Annotated in this window: 21 protein-coding genes; 8 read left to right on the forward strand and 13 right to left on the reverse strand. The window is 54.0% G+C overall.

Translation table 11 applies throughout. From position 1 onward, the window contains the following. Positions 1-44 precede the first annotated feature (44 nt). The gene (locus F8R23_RS10055) at positions 45-2,084 is read left to right on the forward strand and encodes a choline transporter (RefSeq protein ID WP_099064074.1); all 2,040 of its coding nucleotides are present in this window, start codon (positions 45-47) and stop codon (positions 2,082-2,084) included. Between the two features lie 66 nt (positions 2,085-2,150). Here F8R23_RS10055 and F8R23_RS10060 read toward each other — a convergent pair whose 3' ends face one another. From F8R23_RS10060 to F8R23_RS10070, 3 genes are read right to left on the reverse strand one after another with little or no spacing between them, the layout of a single operon-like run. Then, positions 2,151-2,456, reverse strand: a complete 306-nt coding sequence (locus tag F8R23_RS10060; protein WP_151415587.1) for a pentapeptide MXKDX repeat protein — start codon at positions 2,454-2,456, stop codon at positions 2,151-2,153. A 59-nt stretch (positions 2,457-2,515) separates the two neighbouring features. Then, entirely contained in the window at positions 2,516-3,304 is a 789-nt protein-coding gene (locus tag F8R23_RS10065; protein WP_151415588.1) for a molybdopterin-dependent oxidoreductase, read from the reverse strand. A gap of 10 nt (positions 3,305-3,314) precedes the next feature. Next, a complete protein-coding gene (locus F8R23_RS10070; protein ID WP_129935441.1) occupies positions 3,315-3,926 on the reverse strand; it encodes a cytochrome b/b6 domain-containing protein in 612 nt (203 codons plus the stop codon). Between the two features lie 150 nt (positions 3,927-4,076). Between F8R23_RS10070 and F8R23_RS10075 the strand changes: the two genes are divergently transcribed. Together F8R23_RS10075 and F8R23_RS10080 are read left to right on the forward strand one after the other, a co-directional pair. Continuing rightward, positions 4,077-4,790 carry a response regulator transcription factor gene (locus tag F8R23_RS10075; protein WP_129935443.1) on the forward strand — a complete coding sequence of 238 codons (714 nt, stop codon included), beginning with the start codon at positions 4,077-4,079 and terminating at the stop codon, positions 4,788-4,790. A gap of 3 nt (positions 4,791-4,793) precedes the next feature. Next, positions 4,794-6,260, forward strand: a complete 1,467-nt coding sequence (locus F8R23_RS10080) for a sensor histidine kinase (protein ID WP_129935445.1) — start codon at positions 4,794-4,796, stop codon at positions 6,258-6,260. Here the strand turns inward: F8R23_RS10080 and F8R23_RS10085 are convergent. The 9 genes from F8R23_RS10085 to F8R23_RS10125 all read right to left on the reverse strand — a co-directional run bounded on the left by F8R23_RS10085 (position 6,257) and on the right by F8R23_RS10125 (position 17,210). Continuing rightward, on the reverse strand, positions 6,257-6,919 hold the full coding sequence (locus tag F8R23_RS10085; protein WP_129938495.1) for a fimbria/pilus periplasmic chaperone: 663 nt from the start codon (positions 6,917-6,919) through the stop codon (positions 6,257-6,259). The genes F8R23_RS10080 and F8R23_RS10085 overlap by 4 nt on opposite strands. 10 nt (positions 6,920-6,929) lie before the next feature. Further along, positions 6,930-8,564 (reverse strand): fimbrial adhesin EcpD, encoded by a 1,635-nt coding sequence (gene ecpD, locus F8R23_RS10090; RefSeq protein WP_151415589.1) that lies wholly within the window; start codon positions 8,562-8,564, stop codon positions 6,930-6,932. Further along, positions 8,554-11,076 (reverse strand): CS1-pili formation C-terminal domain-containing protein, encoded by a 2,523-nt coding sequence (locus F8R23_RS10095; protein WP_129938497.1) that lies wholly within the window; start codon positions 11,074-11,076, stop codon positions 8,554-8,556. The genes ecpD and F8R23_RS10095 overlap by 11 nt, the downstream gene beginning before the upstream one ends. A 54-nt stretch (positions 11,077-11,130) precedes the next feature. After that, positions 11,131-11,799, reverse strand: a complete 669-nt coding sequence (locus F8R23_RS10100) for an EcpB family pilus assembly chaperone (protein ID WP_112348225.1) — start codon at positions 11,797-11,799, stop codon at positions 11,131-11,133. 81 nt (positions 11,800-11,880) lie between these two features. Next, positions 11,881-12,468 carry a common pilus major fimbrillin subunit EcpA gene (ecpA, locus tag F8R23_RS10105; RefSeq protein ID WP_112348224.1) on the reverse strand — a complete coding sequence of 196 codons (588 nt, stop codon included), beginning with the start codon at positions 12,466-12,468 and terminating at the stop codon, positions 11,881-11,883. A 435-nt stretch (positions 12,469-12,903) separates the two neighbouring features. Next, the gene (locus F8R23_RS10110; RefSeq protein WP_151415590.1) at positions 12,904-13,533 is read right to left on the reverse strand and encodes a helix-turn-helix transcriptional regulator; all 630 of its coding nucleotides are present in this window, start codon (positions 13,531-13,533) and stop codon (positions 12,904-12,906) included. Between the two features lie 198 nt (positions 13,534-13,731). Continuing rightward, positions 13,732-14,535, reverse strand: coding sequence for a winged helix-turn-helix domain-containing protein (locus F8R23_RS10115; RefSeq protein WP_242506417.1), 804 nt, complete (start codon positions 14,533-14,535; stop codon positions 13,732-13,734). A 582-nt stretch (positions 14,536-15,117) separates the two neighbouring features. Continuing rightward, positions 15,118-16,542: a heavy metal sensor histidine kinase gene (locus tag F8R23_RS10120; RefSeq protein ID WP_129935453.1), complete on the reverse strand. Its 1,425-nt coding sequence runs from the start codon at positions 16,540-16,542 to the stop codon at positions 15,118-15,120. Next, on the reverse strand, positions 16,539-17,210 hold the full coding sequence (locus F8R23_RS10125) for a heavy metal response regulator transcription factor (RefSeq protein WP_085115875.1): 672 nt from the start codon (positions 17,208-17,210) through the stop codon (positions 16,539-16,541). Before F8R23_RS10125 ends, F8R23_RS10120 begins: the two co-directional genes overlap by 4 nt. A 140-nt stretch (positions 17,211-17,350) precedes the next feature. Between F8R23_RS10125 and F8R23_RS10130 the strand changes: the two genes are divergently transcribed. From F8R23_RS10130 to F8R23_RS10150, 5 genes are all read left to right on the forward strand, one after another. Beyond that, on the forward strand, positions 17,351-17,977 hold the full coding sequence (locus tag F8R23_RS10130; RefSeq protein ID WP_112348220.1) for a hypothetical protein: 627 nt from the start codon (positions 17,351-17,353) through the stop codon (positions 17,975-17,977). Between the two features lie 14 nt (positions 17,978-17,991). Further along, a complete protein-coding gene (locus tag F8R23_RS10135) occupies positions 17,992-18,597 on the forward strand; it encodes a cytochrome b/b6 domain-containing protein (protein WP_129935457.1) in 606 nt (201 codons plus the stop codon). Further along, positions 18,590-19,357 carry a molybdopterin-dependent oxidoreductase gene (locus tag F8R23_RS10140; RefSeq protein WP_129935459.1) on the forward strand — a complete coding sequence of 256 codons (768 nt, stop codon included), beginning with the start codon at positions 18,590-18,592 and terminating at the stop codon, positions 19,355-19,357. The genes F8R23_RS10135 and F8R23_RS10140 overlap by 8 nt, the downstream gene beginning before the upstream one ends. A 124-nt stretch (positions 19,358-19,481) precedes the next feature. Then, positions 19,482-19,967, forward strand: a complete 486-nt coding sequence (locus tag F8R23_RS10145; RefSeq protein ID WP_129935461.1) for a hypothetical protein — start codon at positions 19,482-19,484, stop codon at positions 19,965-19,967. Beyond that, complete coding sequence (locus tag F8R23_RS10150) at positions 19,951-20,151, forward strand: hypothetical protein (protein ID WP_129935463.1); 201 nt, start codon at positions 19,951-19,953, stop codon at positions 20,149-20,151. Before F8R23_RS10145 ends, F8R23_RS10150 begins: the two co-directional genes overlap by 17 nt. A gap of 32 nt (positions 20,152-20,183) precedes the next feature. Here F8R23_RS10150 and ygbI read toward each other — a convergent pair whose 3' ends face one another. Continuing rightward, positions 20,184-20,948 carry a DNA-binding transcriptional repressor YgbI gene (gene ygbI / locus F8R23_RS10155; protein WP_112348217.1) on the reverse strand — a complete coding sequence of 255 codons (765 nt, stop codon included), beginning with the start codon at positions 20,946-20,948 and terminating at the stop codon, positions 20,184-20,186. Positions 20,949-21,032: the final 84 nt, after the last annotated feature.

The raw sequence follows: 21,032 nt of genomic DNA on the forward strand, positions 1-21,032 counted from the left end.
TGTGGGCACGATTTTACTCAGTTGTTAAAAAACAGAGGAAGACGATGACAACACGCGAAACCTCCTCAAAACCACAAAAGGATGGCCTTAATCCTGTGGTTTTCTTCACCTCCGCGGGGCTGATCCTGGCCTTCTCGCTGATGACTATCTTTTTTACCGATTTCTCCGGGCGATGGATCACCCGCACCCTGAATTGGGTTTCTACCACCTTCGGCTGGTACTATCTGCTGGCCGCTACCCTGTACATCGTATTTGTGGTGTTTATCGCCGCTTCACGCTTTGGTTCAATCAAGCTCGGGCCTGAACAATCAAAACCCGAATTCAGCCTGATGAGCTGGGCAGCGATGCTGTTTGCCGCCGGTATCGGCATCGATCTGATGTTCTTCTCGGTCGCCGAACCGGTGACACAATATATGATGCCGCCGGAAGGCCAGGGCCAGACGCTGGAAGCCGCACGCCAGGCGATGGTCTGGACGCTGTTCCACTACGGGCTGACCGGTTGGTCGATGTATGCGCTGATGGGCATCGCTCTTGGCTACTTCAGCTACCGCTATAACCTGCCGCTGACCATCCGTTCGGCGCTGTACCCGATCTTCGGTAAGCGCATCAACGGCCCGATCGGCCACAGCGTTGATATTGCTGCGGTACTGGGCACCATCTTCGGTATCGCCACCACGCTCGGCATTGGCGTGGTGCAGTTGAACTACGGGCTGAAAGTCCTGTTCCACATACCGGAAAACCTGACAGTTCAGGCCGCGTTGATCCTGCTGTCGGTGATCATGGCCACTATTTCGGTGACCTCCGGCGTCAACAAGGGCATCCGTATTCTTTCCGAGCTCAACGTGCTGCTGGCTCTGGGGCTGATCCTGTTCGTGCTGTTCTTCGGCGATACCGAGTTCCTGCTTAATGCGCTGGTGCTCAACGTCGGCGATTACGTCAACCGCTTCATGGGTATGACGCTTAACAGCTTCGCCTTCGATCGTCCGGTAGAGTGGATGAACAACTGGACCCTGTTCTTCTGGGCCTGGTGGGTAGCCTGGGCACCCTTTGTCGGCCTGTTCCTGGCGCGAATTTCACGCGGGCGTACCATCCGCCAGTTTGTGGTCGGCACGCTGATTATTCCTTTCGTGTTTACTCTGCTGTGGCTGTCGATCTTCGGTAACAGCGCGCTGTACCAGATTATTCACGGCAACGCTGCCTTTGCGCAGGAAGTGATGCAGTACCCGGAACGCGGTTTCTACAGCCTGCTGGCGCAGTACCCGGGCTTTACCTTCAGCGCCTCGGTGGCGACTATCACTGGCCTGCTGTTTTACGTCACCTCGGCGGACTCCGGTTCGCTGGTGCTGGGTAACTTCACCTCGCGCCTGAGCGACATCAACAATGATGCCCCCAACTGGCTGCGTATTTTCTGGTCGGTAGCGATTGGCCTGCTGACCATAGGTATGTTGATGACCGACGGCGTGCCCGCGCTGCAAAAAACCACGGTGATCATGGGCCTGCCGTTCAGCTTTGTGATCTTCTTTGTGATGGCCGGGCTGTATAAATCGCTGCGGGTAGAGGATTACCGCAAGGCCAGCGCCCTGAATACGACTGCACCGATGCCGGTGTCCAGCAATGACGTGTTGAACTGGAAACAGCGCCTGTCACGGGTGATGAATTATCCGGGTACCCAATACACGCAGAAAATGATGGATACCCGCTGCCGGCCGGCGATGCAGGAAGTGGCGCGTGAGCTGGAATTGCGCGGTGCCAAAGTGGAGTTCAGTGAGGTGCCACCAACCGAAGATGAGCGTTTAAACCATCTGGAGTTGCTGGTGCATTTGGGTGAAGAGCAGAACTTTACCTACCAAATCTGGCCACAACGTTACTCCGTGCCGGGCTTTACCTATCGCGCCCGCTCCGGTAAATCTCACTACTACCGGTTGGAAACCTTCCTGATGGAAGGCACCCAGGGCAATGACCTGATGGACTACAGCAAGGAACAGGTGATCGGCGATATCCTCGATCAGTACGAAAAACACCTGAACTTTGTGCACATCCACCGCGAGGCGCCGGGGAATACCCTGACCTTCCCGGATATGTAAGCGTTAAAATGCCTAAGGCCACATCACGTGGCCTTAGGTTTTCAGGCTAACCTGAGTCTGCAGCACTTATTTCGCCATGCTGTCTTTTTTCATTTCATCTTTTTTCATGCCGTCTTTGGCCATACTGTCTTTCTTCATGCCGTCGTGTTTCATCGCATCTTTACTCATACTGTCCTTCTTCATGCAATCCTTGCTCATGCAGTCTTTCTTCATGGCGTCTTTTTTCATGCCATCTTTAGCCATGCCGTCATGAGACATCTGGCCCATGTTGTCCTTTTTCATCGCGTCTTTGCTCATGCTGTCTGCCGCATTGGCAGCGACAGAACCCAACATCAACGCGCTACACATCATCACTGCGAATAACTTTTTCATGGTATTTCCTTCTCTCATTTAAAAAGCACCTGTGTGCCGGGGGATAGTTGCGGCCTTCGTTAGCTGCCGCCAAACCAGTTGTAACCTTGATCTTCCCAGTAACCGCCGGGAAAACGGTTGGTGACTTCAATCACCTGAATGTGTTTCGGATTCTTGTAGCCGAGCTTGGTCGGCATGCGCAGCTTCATCGGGTAGCCGTATTTACGTGGCAGGATCTGGCCGTCGTAAGTCAGCGCCATAATGGTTTGTGGATGCAGCGCCGTGGCCATATCGATGCTGGTGTAGTAATCGTCGGCGCATTTGAAACTGACATATTTGGCGCTCAGGTCCGCACCGATCGCCTGGAGAAATTCCGCGAACGGCACCCCGCCCCACTTGCCGATCGCACTCCAACCCTCTACGCAGATATGGCGCGTCACCTGACTGATTTGCGTCATCTTGTGCAATTGCGGCAGCGTCCAGGGCTGCTTATTCAGCACCAGTCCGCTGACTTCCAGCCGATAGTCGTCGCCATTAATATCCGGTGCCTGTTCCTCGGCATAAAACGCATTGAACGGGAACGGACGGGTGATCATCGATTCGGGGTACACCGGTGCCAGATGGTCGGCATTGAACAGCCAGCCCTGTACCCGATCGTTAAACCGCGAGATGCGGTTCAGCGCCTGTTCCACATTGGCGTTGTCGCTGATGTCACAACCGGTGAGCATCGCAATACCGCCCAGCGTCAGCCCGTTGCGCAGGAAGCGCCGCCGCGAAGAAGACTCCAGTTGGCGTGCCAGCAATTGCTGCGCCTCCCTGACGATCTCCCACCCTTCGCTCAGGTTGATCGGCTGTTTATCTGCTTTCATCGGGCTCTCCTTAACGTCCACGCAGCATGGCCAACAACGTGCGTGGCACCAGCGCTACCATCACCAGATGCACCACCACAAACCCCACCAGCGCCGACATGGCAAAAAAGTGGATATAGCGTGCCGCGTCATAGCCACCGAGCAGCTCACGCAGCAGCGGAAATTGCACCGACTTCCACAGCACCAGGCCGGAAAGCACCATCACCACGCCCGCCACCATCACAAACAGGTAGGCTGCCCGCTGCACCATGTTGTAATGGCGTAAATCGTTATGGCCGAGCTTGCCCCGCAGCGCTGCCAGCAAATCGCCGAGTAAGGCTTTCGGGCTGAGCGGCCAGAATTTGCGTTTCAGCCGGCCACTGAAAATATTAATCAGCAGATAACACAGACCGTTAATGCCAAACAGCCACATGCCGGCAAAGTGCCACTGCAACGCGCCGCCCAACCAACCGCCCAGCGTCAGCTCATTGATAAAACTGAAGTTAAACAACGGCGAAGCGTTATAGATGCGCCAGCCGCTGGCCACCATGATCAACATCGCCAGCGCATTCAGCCAGTGCGTTAGGCGCAGCCACAGCGGATGGATCAGCACCGGTTTTTCCGGCGTAATGGACATGGCCATGGGGCTCTCCTGAGGGTGGCGGTTTCGATGTGCTGAGTATCCGCCTGATTTGTTCCCCAAGACCTCACGCAAAGTTAAATAAAATGTGATAACTCCGGCTGCGTCGCTTGTGTAGACTTCAATCAGGTCTGGCAATCAGCGGTGAGAAGAATGGATAAGCCAAAGAAAATTTTAATCGTCGAGGATGACGGCAATATCGCAGAGCTGCTGCAATTACATCTGCGTGATGAAGGCTATGACATCAGCCATGCCGCCGATGGCAATCTGGGTATGGCGATGCTGGAACAGGGCGGCTGGGACGCGCTGATCCTCGATCTGATGCTGCCGGGGATCGACGGGCTGGAGATCTGCCGTCGGGCACGCAATATGACACGCTACACGCCGATCATCATCACCAGTGCGCGTTCCAGCGAAGTGCATCGCGTGCTGGGATTGGAGCTGGGCGCTGACGACTACCTCGCCAAACCCTTTTCCATGCTGGAGCTGGTGGCCAGGGTCAAAGCGCTGTTTCGCCGTCAAGAGGCGATGAGCCGCAACCTGCGAATGGACGCCGGCACGCTCAGTTTTGACGGCTTGACCATAGATCCGATTGCCCGTGAAGTGCATTTGAACCAGCAGACGGTCGATCTGACGCCGCGTGAATTTGACCTGCTGTATTTTTTTGCCAAACACCCCGGCAAGGTATTTTCCCGCCTCAGCCTGCTCAATCAGGTGTGGGGTTATCAGCATGAAGGCTACGAGCACACCGTGAATACTCATATCAACCGGCTGCGTATCAAGATCGAAACCAATCCGGCGGAACCCGAGCGCATCCTCACCGTGTGGGGCATGGGCTATAAATTCGCGGCGGTGCCGCAAGAGTAAACCATGAAAAATCTTACGCTAACGCAACGCCTGACCCTGATCTTCGCCCTGTTGATGGTAGTCAGCTGCGCCATCTCCGGCTGGATGCAGGTGCGCAGCAGCACCCAGTACAGCCAGGCGGTGATCCAACGACTGTCCGGTAATCTGGCGCAGCACATTGCCGACAGCAACCCGCTGTTGGGGCAAAACGGGCTGAACGCGCAGTCGGTGCAAAACCTGTTCGGTCAACTGATGGCGGTGAATCCCAGCGTTGAGGTGTACCTGCTCGATAAGCAGGGCGAGATTATCGGCAACGCCGCACCGGCCGGTCACCTGAAACGGCAGAAAGTGGATTTACAGCCGCTGCAGGCGCTGTTTGAGGGTGCCAGTATGCCGGTTTACGGCGATGACCCGCGTAATCCGGATGCCAAAAAAGTGTTCAGCGCCGCGCCGCTCAAGGTCAATGGCCAGGTTGAGGGCTATTTGTATGTGGTGCTACTGGGCGAGGATTACGACGCGTTAACCAGCCATGCTTTGCATAACTCTGCGGTCTCCATGGCGCTGTGGACCTCGGGCCTGATGGTGCTATTTAGTCTGGTGGCCGGTGGTTTTGCGTTTTATTGGGTGACCCGACCTATCCGCCGTTTGACACGTCAGGTCAGTGAGTTGGACAGCGGTGGCATCGCGGCAGTACAAGCCTATGCAGCACTGCCGGCCGACAGCGGCGGTCGCGATGAAGTCAGCCGACTGCAGCAGGCATTCCGCAGCATGGCGCAGCGTATCGCCGAACAGTGGCAGACGCTTTCGCAGCAGGATCAGCAACGCCGCGAATTTATCGCCAACATCTCGCACGATCTGCGTACCCCACTGACGTCACTGCACGGCTATCTGGAAACCCTGTCGGTCAAGTCCGCCAACCTGAGCGAAAACGATCGTCAACGCTATCTGGAGATCGCCTTGGCGCAGAGCCGCAAAGTAGGTCGATTGGCGCAGGAACTGTTCGAATTGGCGCGGCTGGAATATGGCGTGGTGAAACCGCAGAAAGAGCCGTTCTCACTCAGCGAACTGGTGCAGGATGTCTTCCAGAAGTTCGAATTGGCAGCAGAGGCTCGCCAGCAAAGGCTGCTGGCGGATATTACCCCCGGCATTCCGTTGGTGTTTGCCGATGTCAGCATGATTGAGCGGGTACTGACCAACCTGCTGGACAACGCCATCCGCCACACGCCGCAGGGCGGTGAGATTGAGGTGCGCCTGTGGCAACAGGCAGGCAAGGTGCTGGTGCAGGTTAATGACAGCGGCCCGGGCATCCCGCAGGAACTACGCGCCGACCTGTTCGTGCGCCCTTCGATTCTGAGCAGCGCCCGCCGCCATGCCAGCGGGTTGGGACTGATGATCGTTCGGCGCATTTTGCTGCTGCACGACAGCGATATCCAACTGGTCGAGCGGCCGCAAACCGGTGCCTGTTTCCGCTTTTCGATCCCGCTGCGTTAGTTAATGCAGCTTTTATCGACGCTGATAAATTTGTCGTTATAAATAATAAATTTCTGCCCTTTCAGCCGAATGCCTGCATGGGTCAGCGTATCACCGGGGCGCAGGTATTCGGTGATCCCCTCCTCGTCGGTACTGTCACAACCGGGCTTGAGCAGAAACTTAAAGTAGGTGTTGCCGGTATTAGTGAGCGTGCCACGCTGCGGATCCAACCGATAGGCGAAATGACTCTGGCGTGGGCGCACCACCAAAATGGTGTCCATCACCACTATCGGCTCCAGATTGACGCCGGCAGTTTGACGCTGCGCCGGGTCGAAAAGGCGGGTGGGAATTTCGCGAAATGATACCCGGTAATAACGTTCGCGATCGTCCTGCGGGCCACGGTAGAAGAACTTGTAATATTCGCCCTGCCCGGCCTGCAGTTGCAGCTGGCGCGGGGCAAACAGCAGTTCGCCGTCCGCCGGGCGGCTGCGAGCCTCATTCTCCCCCGGCCGGTCAATGGCTCGCAAAGTCACCTGATAAATACGCGCGCTGCGGTTATTGTTCAGCACCCGCTTGGCGGTGAATGATTGGTCCTGATCCATCGCAAACGTCAGAGTGCCGACATTAATCGCCGTCGCGCTCAATGGCAGACACAGTAGCCACAACAGCCAGCTTCTCACGGAATTTCCTCTAGTTAATATTGCGCCAGGTGGCTTCAACGTGGATCTCCCCGGCGGCACTGACGTCGCCATACCAGCCGTTGCCGTCCACCGTCTTTAGCGAGATCGGGTTATTCATCGGAATGCTGAACTTCACCCGGGTTTTGTTTAACACCCCGACCTCGCCGGAAATATCGTTCCACGGCGTGCTGCTCCATAACGCGTTAGTCATGTCATGCCACTGCCCGTCGCAGCCGGCGTCATAGCTCTGCTGACCATTGGTGCTGGTAGTGATACTGAGCGTGGCCGGAAAGGGTACCTGGCTGTGGCTATCCGCCGAGGAAAAAATACAGTAATTAATCCCGTTGATGGCCTGCGTCGGGCCGGTAGCCATCACCCTCACCTGATCGGCGGCGGTCTTACCGCTGGTGGTGACGATATAACCAAATTCCAGCGGTGGCTCTGCCGGGCCGACGTAGCCCTCACGGTGCGGCTGGTTGTCGTAGTCGTCAGAAATGATGCTGATACTGAAATCACGCGGTTTGATAATCAACTGGTTGGAGGTGGAAAACTCATACCAACCGGACTCTGGCGAAGTGGTGTTCTGAAAGCGGAAGTTAATCAGGTCGCGAGTGCCGCTGTCGGAGATGCCCAGCTTCACCATCTGTTTGAAAAAGTTGCTGGCGAAGAACACATAGATCACATTGCTGCTCTTCAGTTGGTTAAAGGTGTAGTAACTGCCGGTACCCGAGGTATTTTTCCAGCTGTTTCCGTCCAGGCTGAACTGCAAATCGGCGGCGTTGGTCGCCGAGGTTAACGCCGCATTGTTGATCGCCGGGAACACATGAATCGAGGTGTTACTGACGCTGCCGTCGGTCTGCAGATCGTAACTGACCATTTTGCAGGTAATGCCGGAACGCGAACCGATCGTCTGGTTTTTGCAGTCGGCATTACCTTCACCGATGATCGGCACACCGTCACTGTTAACAAACACTTCCGACACCGCGTTGGTGTTGATAAAGCGCAGATGCGCCGCCTTGCTGTGGGTCACGTTGCGTTTATACCAGCTACCTCTGCTCTGATCCTGGCAACGTCCCCCGTTACTGGCATCGTAGACGTCTGCGGTCTGGCAACCATTAATCTGCATGCTGAACGCATCACCGGGCACCATCTGTTTTAGATACTGATAGAAACTCGGCGACATCATGCCGTGCATCCATTTAGCACCACCCGAGGTCACTACCGCACCATAAAACCCTTTTTCATCGGTGGCCTGCGGCAAAATCAGGCTGGTATCCATATTACAACCGCCATACCAGTTAATGCAGCGCAGCCCGAGGAACGGGTTCTTGATCGGGGCATTTTCCAGCCACATGTCAAAACGGTTGTTGGCCGACAGGCCGGTGTTATAGCCGTTATCCACATAGCCCAGGCTCTGCTGGTAAATGGTGCCGGAGCCGCCGTATTTCAGCCCGGTCCATTTATTGGCACCGGTCATGCGCGGATCCAATGCCCCGGACGGGGTGACAAAAAAGTTGTCATCGGCGTTATTTTCGACAAACACAAACTTCACCGTCGCGGCATCCGGCCAGTTGGTGACGGTGACCGCCGCCCGCAGGGGTAAAGCAGCCAACAGCATCAGCAGCAGCGTAAACTTAGCCTTCATTCGCCATTTCTCCTGCCTGCTGGTTACCCGCATAGGTTTTAAGTCCGGTACAAATCACGTCGCCGACCCATATCGCCCCTTGCGCCTTGCTCAGATCCAGGCCCACTTCGCAGCTCTGGTTACCGCTGTAGGTAAAGTCGATCACCGGGAATTTCTTATCGACGTCCATAATGAATTCACCTTTCTCATCAGTGCGGGTGCGGCCGATATGGTTCTTGATATAGGCATTAGCCAGCAACGTGCCGTCTTCCGCCTTGATGCGACCAAACACCGTCACCATCTGTTTAATTTCCGGCGTGATCACCGCCACGTTACCTGGATACAGCGTCAGCTTGCTCTTGCGCCTGGTGACGATGTCGAAGCTTTCCGCCGAGTTTTTATTGTTCATTAACTCAACTTCGTACTGCCCGTAAGGCGATAACGGCACATAATTTTTATTGCCGGTCAGCTTCACCGTCCGGCCATCAACCCGAGCGGTCAGCATGCCGTCATTTTCGATGCCGGTGTTAAAGATGATGCCCGCATTGCCCTCATTTCTGCCGCTGGCCGCAATATCATGCCCTTGCCAGCCCACGCTGCCGCTGGCGGTCAGGCTGGTGTTAACGTAACCGTCGGCAGAGCTGCTGACGTTGACCGTACCAGCGGAATACTTGGTGTCAAAGCGCGCGTAGGCGCCGCCGTTCATACTGTTGTCGCCATTGGTGTCACCGGAGATCGCCCGCGACAGGTTGGCACCAAGGGTACGGATTGGCCCGTCTTGAATATCTTTACGCGCAGCCAGGTTAGCGGTGGTATAGCCGTTCTGGTTTGAAATCCCGGCGCTGAGCCAGTTGCCCATCGGCAGTGAAAAATCGAGTGCGATGTATTTACCGGTATTCGAACTGTAGCCACCGTTGTTGTAGCGCTGAACGCCGGCACGCACGCCAAGCGTGCCAAAACGGCCGGTGAAAATATTTTGATAATAATCAGCGTTGTAATAGTGGCTGCTGTTCTTTTTATCGTCGTTGTAACTGAGGCTTAGGCTGCCCAACGGCGACCAAAGCGCGCCAAAATTCATCGTGCCACCGATGGCGCGGTTGTGCGCATCGTTTTGCAGCAGCTTGTCACCGATCACCGTTTTTTCCTGGTTGACCCACAGGCTGCTGAAACCGCCGGGCAGCGCAGCACTGACGCTGTTGACCAGGCTCCAGGAATGGTCAGACGCCGCCATGTTCTGCACGTTGAACTGAATGGATTGGGTCAGTGGCACGCTGATACGGCTTTCGCCCACCGCGTTGCTGTCAAACGAGTAACCGGAAAGCGCCCAGTTCAGCGTCCGCAGGTTACCGGTGGCCGAAGCGCCGATCAGGTAAGAATCCTTGGCCTGCCGTTGGCGTTGATCATCACCACGCCAGTCGTCCATGCGGATCATCCCGCCCCAAAATTGCCAGGCCAGCGGTGCATTAGCACCGCGGTTGGGGCTAAACAACTTGTTTACCCGCTGCATGCGTTTATCCACCACCCGACCGTTGACCACTACCTCAACCTCAACGTCATAAATGCCGTAGGGCAAGTTGCCGGTATCCACTTCATGGTTGCCCATAGCGAAGTTCTGCACGCTCAGCAGTCGTCCCTCGCGCGACAAATGTACTTCCCCCGCCGAGGGGAAGAACGCCACGATCGGCGTCAGCGATTGGCTGTTATCAAATACGGTGGAGTTGGCGCGGTTACCGTAAGACAGGCCATAAATCTTGCTGGAGTTGATGGTGGTGACCGGCCCCAGCGACTGCAGATTCCAACTGTCCAGCATGCCGGCGGCAAATCGACGGCCAGCAAAATCACGTTCGTACATCGCCTTATACAGCGTGGCATTCTCATCGCCGCTGCCGATACCATAGACGGAACCGTTAACTTCAACATGATGCTCACGCAGGGCAGTGACGCTGTTGAGCGACAAATAGCTGGAGGTATTGCCCTTGCTGGCCCGGGTGCGGTTATCGTAAACCCCGAGGTTATAATCCAGCGTGCTGCTGATGGCATCCACGCTGGAAACGCCGATGTCACTGGAGCGAGCACGCAACAGGGTTCCCATCGCCGCCTCTTTCACCACCAGTTGCAAATTAAGCTGGCGGAAATCCAGCGCCAGCCAGGCGTCATCCGTCAGTGCAATGCGCTGCTGCGGGCCAAAGCCGGCTTCCTGCAGCGCCTGCAATTGCCTGATGGTCTCGGCAGTCAGCGGAGTGCCATCATCACCGTCTTCCAGCGTAATCTGGCGGATTTTCAGCTGATTGTTATCCAGGTATAAAAAGGCGTGACCAATACGGCGGTCATCTTTTACGCCGCTATTTTTTTCAAAGTGCAGCAGTAATGGAATACTCATGCCTTCGCGTAGCGCCAGGCTGAAGGTCTGTGGGATTAACACACCGTCAATCTGGGTCAGCCCGGCAGCGTTCACCGTTTGGCCCGGTAGCAATACTGCAGGGATCGCCATCACCCCGCTGGCCAGCAGCGTTCTCAACAGCACAGCCTTCACATGCCACTCCTTGCTTTAATGTGGTGCATTCCGTTTCATTGCAGACAACCTGCTCTATTTCACCGGGATAAACTGGTCGCCATGCCATAGCGCCACGCGACCTTTCTTGTCGTTGACGTCCACTTTGCTGAAACCGCGTGCCTTGCCCGGCATAACGAAATAGTTCTCCTTGCAGTCATTGCCGTCTTTCTTGCTGCGGCAGTTGCCGTAGGCCACCACCTTGAAAGTGGCGTTGCCGGTGTTTTTGATCTGTCCATCGGCAAACTGGTAATTGAATTGGTCCTGCCTTGGCGCCACCACCAAAATGGTGCCAATACGCGCAGAGGTGGTCGCGACAGCATTGCGCCTGGCCGAGTTTTGCCCCACGTCGCTCAGCGCCTGATCGAACCAGACGATGCGGTAATAGCGCTCCTGGCCGTCAGCGGGACCTTTGTAATAAAAGCGGATCACATCGCTGGCGTTGGCTGGCAATATCAGGCTGGCCGGTGACAGCAACATTTCATCCTTGCTGCCCATCGGTACCACGGCTCCGGATTCCAGTGGGCTGGAGATACGCTCGATTTTGATGTTCACCAGGCGGCCACTGTCGGTGGTGTTCTTGATTTCTTTACTCAGACGCGCGCTATCGCTGTGCATGAACGAACTGATCTCACCGACATCCAGAGCGAAAACAGGGTGAGACAGCGATAACAGCAGGAGAGCGGCGAGAGAGATGTGTTTCATGGTGGCATTCCAATGACGAGCTTCTGTGGCGATAAACAACAGGGAGTTGCCCCCCTGTTTTATAGCGGTGAACCTGGGAAGTTACGCGGTCCAGGTGGCGTTGAATTCAACGCTCACATCGCCGCTCCAGATCCCTTCAGGCAAGGTGCTGAAATCCGTTACGGCGGTAGTGCCGTCAGAGGTGGCACCAATGATGGTGAAGGTGAACTGATCTTGTGCGCTGGTGCGAATAGCCTGGTTATAAGCGTTGGACAGCGCGCTCAGGTTGCCGCCCAGAATACCGGCAGAGGTATCGATCATGGTGGTTTCAGCGGTTTTCTCTACGGCTTCACCGTTGTAGTTCACACCTACATTCAGGGTGGAACCTGAGGTGTCGAGCTGAGTCAGGGTGTTGGAAACCAGTTTGGAAGTCAGTTTGAATGCGGTCGCGGTAGCATCCCCTTCCACGGTCACGTCAAACAGACCTTTCTGGCTGTTAAAACCCTTGATGCCTTCCGCATAGTTGAAGGACAGGCTGCCAATAGGGGTAACAACCAGCTTGCTGGTGGTGTCTTTCTTCGCAGTAGCAGACCAGGTGGCCAACGCCTGAGCGGTGACGTCGGCGGCTTGTGCAGTGCTGACCGCAGCGAAGGCTGAAATGATTGCCAGAGCCAGTGTAATTTTCTTCATGGTAAAACTCCCTTCAACTTTGAATATGATTGTGCGTCCATTAGCGTGACCTGCTTTAGCCAGTCTGCTTGACGAGATGAAGAGTAACCGCACCAGATCAAAAAAGAATCATTAACTATCAATTGATAAATATTTAGCTTTAAATTCTGTTATTAATATTTATAAAACCAACTTTAAGGTTAAAACCCCAAGCAGCATTGTCTCTAAGGACAAAAAACTTATTATTTTCCGGACAAATAAAGCGGCCGCAACTGTATATAAAACACTCATATAAGCCAAATCAAAATACGGCCTTCTTGATTGTTTTTGTAGGATGTTTAATTTGATTTAAATCAATTCCGCCGGAATGAGGCGCCCGGCATAAATAAAAGATCTGAGGAGAAGGGGAATACGTCGCCGACTGTCCCGGTGACAAGACAGACCGACGACTTACTTTCAGACTGGGTGCTGGAGGCGAAAAGCCAGAATCAAACGCATAAACCCCGCCTGATTAAGGCCAAGTTTGCGCATGATATTCAACTTATGGGTACTCACCGTTTTATAACTGCGATGCGTGACACGAGCAATGCGCTGCGGATTGGTATCGGTAATCATCATCGCCAATATGCGCCATTCACTGCGGGAAAGAGGCTCTACGGGTTGAGTCAATGCCGTCTGAATACCCGGACTGCGATACCCCGCCCCTGTATCGGCAGCGGCAAAGGCCTCGAACAAACAATCCAGCGGATCTTCTTTTGCCACCAGAGATAAATGCACCTCCGCCGCCAGCATCGCCAATATGCTGGCGTTGGTGATTTCAGTAAATATGATCAGCGGCGTCTTCGGCCAGAAATCGTTAATGGTCAGAATGAAGCGTAATACATCATACAAATTCTCACTTTCATTATATAACTCCATAATGAGGATTTGTTTCTCATTCTCCTTCAGCACAGCGTCTATTTCCCTGATACTGTGGGCAAATTGATAGTGTGTGGGCTCAGGGTCAATAAGCGCCCGTAATCCTTTTCTCACCCAGGGATTGGGTTCATAAAAAAGAATAGTCTCCCTGATAGGGGTATTCGTCATAATCTATTACCGAAAATTAGGTATAAAAATAGCGTTCAAGGCGGAAGTGTTGGGCATCACAGGTTGGAAAAGTATAAATATTGCGCCATGAAAATGCTGCATTAATAGCCAGACAGTGAAAGTTAAGTGGTTAATATCAAGGTGATAATATTGGCGGCATATTCCTTTCCCCCGGGGTGGCGTTCATCCTGACACCGATTAATTGATAATTGCTGCTTTGTCGCTTTCAAGACCAGAACAAATTTCGACCCTGTGCTCACGCAAAATGCGACAACGCAGGAAAAATAGCCGGGAAATGCCGGAAATGTACGAGCGCACCTGGTTGCTGCGTACCACTAACAAAAACTCATCACCGCTGCACTCTGCTGTCTGCGGAGCGGCATAGGCCAGAATGTCCCGGCTCAGACCGGCACTGGCGGCGGCCGCAGCGCCGGGCATCGACATGAAAACCTTGCAACTGTTGGCCTTACCCAGATAAATTTCCTGCCGGGAAACCGATCCGGTGAGATAGCTGCTAATGGCCACCACCAACATAATCACCCCCAGCGCGACTACACTGGCTATCGCCCACCAACGCCGGGAATAGCCGGCGTAGACCATCCCGGTGACTGGCGGTTCTGCGGGCGATGAGGCTATTTCAGGTTGATCTGAGGCTCGCGGAACCACGGGTATGTCTTCGTCCGTGAAGCTGTCCTGCGAACCGTCACAGGATTCCACCTCTATTTCATAGCGCAGCATAAAACCGACTTTGGGAACAGTAGCGATCACCTCTTCCTCAATGCCCAGATTTTTAATTACCCGACGCAGTTTGCTCACACACTGGTTAAGATTATTGTTGCCTGAAACCATGCCATAATCATCCCAAACCTTCTTGAATATCACTTCCCTGCAAACGGCCTCACCATGATGGGTAATCAATAGCAGCAGTAATCGTTTTGAAGGATTGGAAATAGAGATGGGGTCATCAGAGAACTCCGTCTGGCTCAGGGTACCCGTATCCACATCAAAAATAATGTGGTCGTTTAATCTATATTTCATTTTTTAAAGGTCACTCTAGTGATTATTTATCGCCGGCGTTAAATGTTAATGGGATATTAATCAATATTTAATCAGGTTAATTGGTCAATCTCAGCTAGCAATCGAAATGAAAATCAATTAACGCCACAGAATGGATGTCTCTTTCTTTACTCTTTTAGATATAAGATTTTTCTCATAAACCATAACCAAAGATTATACAAACATCACAACCATTGATATATTTATATGTAAAGGTTCTTAAAGTTAGTTTTTTGTTTTGTAAATTACCACCTTTAAGCTAAAAATCCTTTCCGTTCATTTATTGCAAGTATTTTTAATGAATAAATAATATTGCATAAACTTTAACAGCGTTATTTTTAACCAAAAATCAAAGAGTAAAGCGCAAAATTGACGTAATCATCAGCAGAGTTAATCACTTGATACGGGGGTTATAGAGGCAATAAGGAAGGAAATGAAAGTAAAATGTTACGAATAACATTTTCGTCAATAATACCCTATGTCACTATATTATCGACGTAAAAAATAGCCTTAAACAGCGTAATTAAATTAATCCGCAGCGGGAAAAGTCAGGCTGAAGGTGATCCGGACAGCATGATTCCCTGCGGAACAGTGAGCACGACTCACACCACCATGCAGCGTCATGATCGCACGGACGATCGCCAACCCCAGACCGCTGGCATGGCTGCCGGCACTGCGGGCAGCGTCAACCCGGTAAAAACGGTCGAACAGCTTATCCAGATGCGTCGGGGCAATCGGCGGTCCCTGATTAACCACCTGTATCACCGTCTCCCCCGTCGGCTGGTTAAGCACCTGCAACTGTATCTGGCTATTTTCATCGGCATAACGCACCGCATTGGCCACCAGATTGCTCAATGCACGCTGGAACAGCATCGCATCCGCCAACAGTTGCCCTTCCCCCTGGCAAACCAGTGTCATACCACGCTCTTCCGCCAGACCTTCGAAATAGTCCGCCACTCGCTGCAGCTCTTGCGCCACATCAAGCCGGCTGGCGTTCAGCACGGCCTGCCCTTCTCCCGCACGCGCCAGGAACAGAATGTTTTCCACCATGCGCGAAATGCGTTCCAGTTCATCCATATTGTTCGACAGCAGGGTTTCATACTCCTCCACGCTGCGCGGCTGATAGAGAGCCACCTGACATTGCCCCATTAGCGCGCCCACCGGAGTGCGGATCTCGTGCGCCAGATCGGCGGAAAACTGTGTCAGACGCTGGTAGCCTTCGTTCAGACGATCGAGCATGGCATTAAATGAACGAGTCAGTTGCTGTAACTCCTTCGGCGCGCCCTGCTCACTCAGGCGAGTCGACAGCGTATTCGGCGTGATCACCGCCGCCTGCGCCGCCATGCGCCATAACGGCTGCAACCCACGACGCATTACCCAATACCCCAGCAAGGCGATCAGGACAAACGCCACCACAACCGCGGCCACAATTCGCCAAAGATAACGCGCCAACATCTTCTGTTCATTGACCATCACATGGGCCGCCGAGATCTGCAGCAGGTTGCCGTCCTGTAGCCTGACCAACGCCGATACGGCACGCAAGGGCACGCCTTGCTCCGTCAGCCCACCCTGTACCGCAGTCAACCGCTGCGGAGTGCCCGCCGGCGTCGGGGTCATTGCCGGCAGGGTCAATCGGGACGGGTTAACGTTGATTAACGGCTTTTGACCCAGTTGCTGAAAAATAAGTACATCCTGTTCATTGCCCAACATATTTTCGAACAGGCCGGTGTTAGCCGTCAGCCGGTCGAGCGGAAAACGCTGACTCAATAAATGGCGGAAATACTCCACGCGGCCGGTGACCTGCAAATCGCTGCGAATGGTCATCTCCTGACGCATGGCTTCGTACAGGTATCCTCCCGCACCGCTGACTACCAGTGCCGCCACCAGCGCAAACAGCATGGCACTGCGCAGTGTCAACGACAGCGCACGCCAGCGTTGGGCCAGGGCCTTCATGAACGCGGCTCGCAAACGTAGCCGATACCGCGCACGCTGTGGATCAGCTTGACGTCAAAGGGTCGGTCAATCTTGGCGCGTAGCCGCTTGATCGCCACATCCACCACGTTGGTATCGCTGTCAAAGTTCATGTCCCAGACCTGCGAGGCGATCATGGTGCGAGACAATACCTCCCCTTCCCGACGAACCAACAGATGTAACAACATGAATTCTTTGTTGGTCAGCGAGATCACCTGTTCCTGCCGTACCGCTTTGCGGCGCAGAACGTCAAGTTGCAGATCGGCAATCGCATAGTGGTCGGCCTCACGCACCGTGCCACGCCGCAGCAGCGTGCGCAGTCGCAACACCAGTTCGGTGAAGGAAAACGGTTTAATAAGATAATCATCGGCCCCGAGTTCCAGCCCATGAATACGATCCTGTACCCCGTCGCGGGCGGTCAGAAACAAAATAGGCACGTCGCTTTTCTTGCGCAGTACCTCAATGATCTGCCAACCATCCAACCCCGGCAGCATCACGTCGAGCACGATGGCATCGTAGCCATGCTCCAGCGCCAGGAACAGGCCGTCGGTGCCGTTACGCGCCAAATCGACGCTGTACCCGGCTTCCCCCAGCCCTTTCTTCAGGTAATCACCCGTGCTGATGTCGTCTTCAACTACCAATATCCGCATTGTCGCCACCTCATTACACCTGCGGAAATACTAGCAGTTTCGGCGGACATGCTTGATGACATTAATGTCATTAAACGGACATGGTGCTGTCCCTATTGTTCAACCATGCTTAACCGGCAACCTAAACAAAGGAGAACATTATGATTACCCGTCATCGTTTTGCCGGTTTACTGCTGTCCACCCTGATGCTGTGCAGCGGAGCCGCCGCTGCGGCTCAAACGCCAGGAAAAGTGATTGCTCCCCTGCGCGGCACTATCGATCAGGTGACCGACAGCAGCCTGCAGGTCACTGACCGAAAAGGGGAAAAGATCAGCGTAAAACTCAACGACCAGACCAAGGTGCTGAGCGTTTCAAAAGGCACGCTGGATGACATCAAACCGGACAGCTTTATCGGCACCGCCGCGGTACCGCAAGCGGACGGCAGCCTGAAGGCGCTGGAAGTCCACGTGTTTGCCGCCAGCCTACGCGGCACCGGTGAAGGCCATTCGGCCTGGGAATCTGCCGACGGCAAAGTGGATACCATGACCAACGGCACTGTCGGCAAACTGGTTAAATCCAACGGCCGTACCCTGACCGTGACCTACGGTAACCAGCAGAAAACCGTTAACGTGCCGGAAGATGTGCCGATCGTCACGCTCGATCCCGGCGACCGCAGCCTGCTGAAACCTGGCGTGCACATCGTGTTGTTCTCCGCGACTGACGACAAGGGCGAACGCGTAGCCACCCGCATTTCTGCCGGTAAAGACGGCACCGTTCCACCAATGTAATTCGGGAGTTTGTGATGAAAACCAACGCGCCACGGCCGGTGCATCGCTGGCCGGTCCGTATCACCCATTGGATTAACCTGTTTGCCATGGTTTGTATGTTTATGAGTGGCTGGGAAATCTATAACGCCTCACCGCTGTTCGGCTTTCACTTCCCGCCGCAGGTCACACTCGGTGGTTGGTTGGGCGGCGCGATTGGTTGGCATCTGGCAGTTATGTGGCTGCTGGCAGGCAATGCACTGTGCTATCTGCTGTGGAGCCTGTTCAGCGGCCATTTCCGACGCGACCTGCTGCCGCTCACTGCAGGCAGCTTAGGGCGAGATATCTGGCAGGCGCTCACGCTGCGGCTAAAACATCAGCACGGCCGCTATAACGCGATTCAAAAACTGATGTATCTCGGCGTGCTGGCTCTGGGCCTGCTGTTGGTGCTCTCCGGGCTGGCGATCTGGAAGCCGGTGCAACTGCAAGGGCTGGTGAGCCTGTTCGGCGGCTTTGACACCGCGCGTTACGTTCACTTTTTTGCTATGTCCGGCATTGGCATGTTTGTGGTCATCCACCTGCTGATGGTGATTATCGTGCCGCGCACGCTATGGGCAATGATTACGGGTGGCAAACATGAATGACAAAAAACAGCGCCCTGCGGCACCGACGCTGGAGCCGGCGCAAAAGAAACAGCTGGTCAATTTACAACGCCGCCTGTTGCTGCGATCCGGCCTGACGCTGGGCGGCATTGCCATGCTGAGCGGCTGTAACCTGCAGGACGGGGATCAGGTGGATAAAGTACTGTGGGCCATGTCGCGCTGGAACGATCGGGTGCAAGCCTGGCTGTTCAACGGTCAAAAGTTGGCGCAAACCTATCGCCCGGAGCAGATCACCCATCCGTTCCCGTTCAATGCGTTTTATCCCGAGTACAACGTGCCGGAAGTGGATCTCGCCAGCTATCGGTTGGAAGTCTCCGGCAAAGTTGAAAAAAAGGCCCCCTGGACGCTGGAACAGCTGCAACGCCTGCCGCAGGAGAGCCAGATAACCCGCTTGATCTGTATCGAAGGCTGGAGCGCCATCGGGCAGTGGGGCGGCGTGCCGCTGCGCGACTTCCTGCAGCATGTCGGGGCAGATCTGAACGCCCGCTATGTCGGTTTCAAATGTGCGGACCGCTATTACTCCAGCATCGATATGGCCACCGCGCTGCATCCACAGACGATTTTGGCGCTGGATTTCGGCGGCAAGGCGCTGCCGGCGGATTACGGCTACCCGCTGCGGCTACGGGTGCCGACCAAGCTGGGGTTCAAGAATGCCAAACATATCGCCGCCATTTTTGTCAGCGATACCAACCCCGGTGGCTACTGGGAAGACCAGGGCTATAACTGGTTCAGCGGCATTTAGTTTTCTGCACAACACTGCGCAGAATTCCCGCTGACGGCTGGTACATGTATTCCGACGCTGTTAATAATTCATCTCTAAAAAGGAAGGTAACTATTGGAAAAGTAATAATAAAAAGGATTTTCTCATGGAGATTGATGTTACTGAACGTTATTCGCTACGGGCGGGTGAATTCAGATATCAGATAACAGTAAGCAAAAGTGACGAAAAAACTGCTGAATATTACCTTGATTTCAAAAATATCACTCAAGAAATGCGGGCATGGTTTACGCATGTTTATACCGACCCTGACTTTTTAGATAACGCTTATGCCATAGAGTTTTATGACGTCAAAGCACTGAATCTTGCCATCAAGCAAGGACGCTCTGCATTCGATACCTATACCCCTATGGGGTATACATTTTCCGAACGTGAGCGCCTGTTCGTCGAGGGAATAGGTAAAACTATTACCGACTTCGTTACCCAATATCAGGCAAAGCTCGTTTTTAGCGTACCTTTAAGACCCGCCTTGGCCAAAATCTATGATTCACTCTTGAAAAAACATGCTCAGAGAGTACAGTATTTGTACAAAATGGAATTCATAAAGGACGGTTTATATGTCATCGAAATCTAACGTCTTAGATCAATCTCAGGAGCAGAGCTCGGACTTTCTGAGTATTAAAGAACAGCGCCTGCAGGCCATACAAGCTTTCCATGATGCCTGGTGGGAACAAAGATGTCAGGAATGGCGTGAACGGGGTTGCCTCGGTACGCCGGGTCGGGTCATCAGCCGCTACCGTTCCAACGATACGCCATAACCCCCATCTGGGGGTTTTCTGTTTTTAGCCTCTCATTCCCCGGTCGTCATCAGCGTGATATCTGCCTGCAATATCGCCTCGCGCGCGGCGGCGGGCAGATTGTCATCGGTAATAATCGCGTCAAATACCGTTATCGGCAGCGCCAGATAGGTAGCAATTTTGCCGTATTTAGAGGTGTCGCTGAGCAAGATGCAGCGGCGGCTGGCGTCGACAATGGCTTTCTTCACCATCACCTTGTCTTCGTTCGGCGTCGACAACCCGCGCATGCCCCATGACGAAGCGGAAATAAATGCCAGATCGATAAACAACCCACGCAACGCCTGCGCTGCGGCTTCACCCACGCATGAACGATTCTCACGGCAGACGGTACCGCCGGTGTGAATGATTTTGCACTGGCTATGTTCAATCAGGTAACCGGCAATCACGAAATCATTGGTGACCACTGTCAGATCGTCGCGATCGCTGATGTGCTTGGCCAGCGCCAGCGTAGTGGTACCCGCATCCAGATAGACACAGCTGTCAGGAGGGATCTGCCGGGCCGCCAACTGGCCAATGGCCGCTTTCTGCTGGCTGTACATCCCTTCCTTATCCTGATGAGAAGGCTCGATCGCCACCCGTTCTGCCGACTGCACGCCGCCCGACACCGCCAGTACCGCCCCCTGTTCTTCGAGCTTTTGCAGATCGCGGCGGATAGTCATGTGCGACACCCCCAACCGTTCGGTCAATTCAGCAATGCTGACCACCCCACGTTCTGATACCAGCGCTAAAATTTGCTGATGGCGTTCTACAGGTATCACGGTTCCCTCTCTTTACCGCAGTGATAATAATTGTGATTTTACGTCAATTTTCGTTCGATAACAGTCCCCTTTATTCAGGTCGTG

It is taken from the genome of Serratia proteamaculans (assembly GCF_008830365.1).
Taxonomy (GTDB): Bacteria; Pseudomonadota; Gammaproteobacteria; order Enterobacterales; family Enterobacteriaceae; genus Serratia; species Serratia proteamaculans.

What these genes read in the sequence shown, in the direction of transcription:
- F8R23_RS10055 (WP_099064074.1), top strand. Translation starts at nt 45, where the DNA reads ATGACAACACGCGAAACCTCCTCAAAACCACAAAAGGATGGCCTTAAT.
- F8R23_RS10060 (WP_151415587.1), bottom strand. Translation starts at nt 2,456, where the DNA reads ATGAAAAAGTTATTCGCAGTGATGATGTGTAGCGCGTTGATGTTGGGT.
- F8R23_RS10065 (WP_151415588.1), bottom strand. Translation starts at nt 3,304, where the DNA reads ATGAAAGCAGATAAACAGCCGATCAACCTGAGCGAAGGGTGGGAGATC.
- F8R23_RS10070 (WP_129935441.1), bottom strand. Translation starts at nt 3,926, where the DNA reads ATGGCCATGTCCATTACGCCGGAAAAACCGGTGCTGATCCATCCGCTG.
- F8R23_RS10075 (WP_129935443.1), top strand. Translation starts at nt 4,077, where the DNA reads ATGGATAAGCCAAAGAAAATTTTAATCGTCGAGGATGACGGCAATATC.
- F8R23_RS10080 (WP_129935445.1), top strand. Translation starts at nt 4,794, where the DNA reads ATGAAAAATCTTACGCTAACGCAACGCCTGACCCTGATCTTCGCCCTG.
- ecpD (WP_151415589.1), bottom strand. Translation starts at nt 8,564, where the DNA reads ATGAAGGCTAAGTTTACGCTGCTGCTGATGCTGTTGGCTGCTTTACCC.
- F8R23_RS10100 (WP_112348225.1), bottom strand. Translation starts at nt 11,799, where the DNA reads ATGAAACACATCTCTCTCGCCGCTCTCCTGCTGTTATCGCTGTCTCAC.
- ecpA (WP_112348224.1), bottom strand. Translation starts at nt 12,468, where the DNA reads ATGAAGAAAATTACACTGGCTCTGGCAATCATTTCAGCCTTCGCTGCG.
- F8R23_RS10110 (WP_151415590.1), bottom strand. Translation starts at nt 13,533, where the DNA reads ATGACGAATACCCCTATCAGGGAGACTATTCTTTTTTATGAACCCAAT.
- F8R23_RS10120 (WP_129935453.1), bottom strand. Translation starts at nt 16,542, where the DNA reads ATGAAGGCCCTGGCCCAACGCTGGCGTGCGCTGTCGTTGACACTGCGC.
- F8R23_RS10125 (WP_085115875.1), bottom strand. Translation starts at nt 17,210, where the DNA reads ATGCGGATATTGGTAGTTGAAGACGACATCAGCACGGGTGATTACCTG.
- F8R23_RS10130 (WP_112348220.1), top strand. Translation starts at nt 17,351, where the DNA reads ATGATTACCCGTCATCGTTTTGCCGGTTTACTGCTGTCCACCCTGATG.
- F8R23_RS10135 (WP_129935457.1), top strand. Translation starts at nt 17,992, where the DNA reads ATGAAAACCAACGCGCCACGGCCGGTGCATCGCTGGCCGGTCCGTATC.
- F8R23_RS10140 (WP_129935459.1), top strand. Translation starts at nt 18,590, where the DNA reads ATGAATGACAAAAAACAGCGCCCTGCGGCACCGACGCTGGAGCCGGCG.
- F8R23_RS10145 (WP_129935461.1), top strand. Translation starts at nt 19,482, where the DNA reads ATGGAGATTGATGTTACTGAACGTTATTCGCTACGGGCGGGTGAATTC.
- F8R23_RS10150 (WP_129935463.1), top strand. Translation starts at nt 19,951, where the DNA reads ATGTCATCGAAATCTAACGTCTTAGATCAATCTCAGGAGCAGAGCTCG.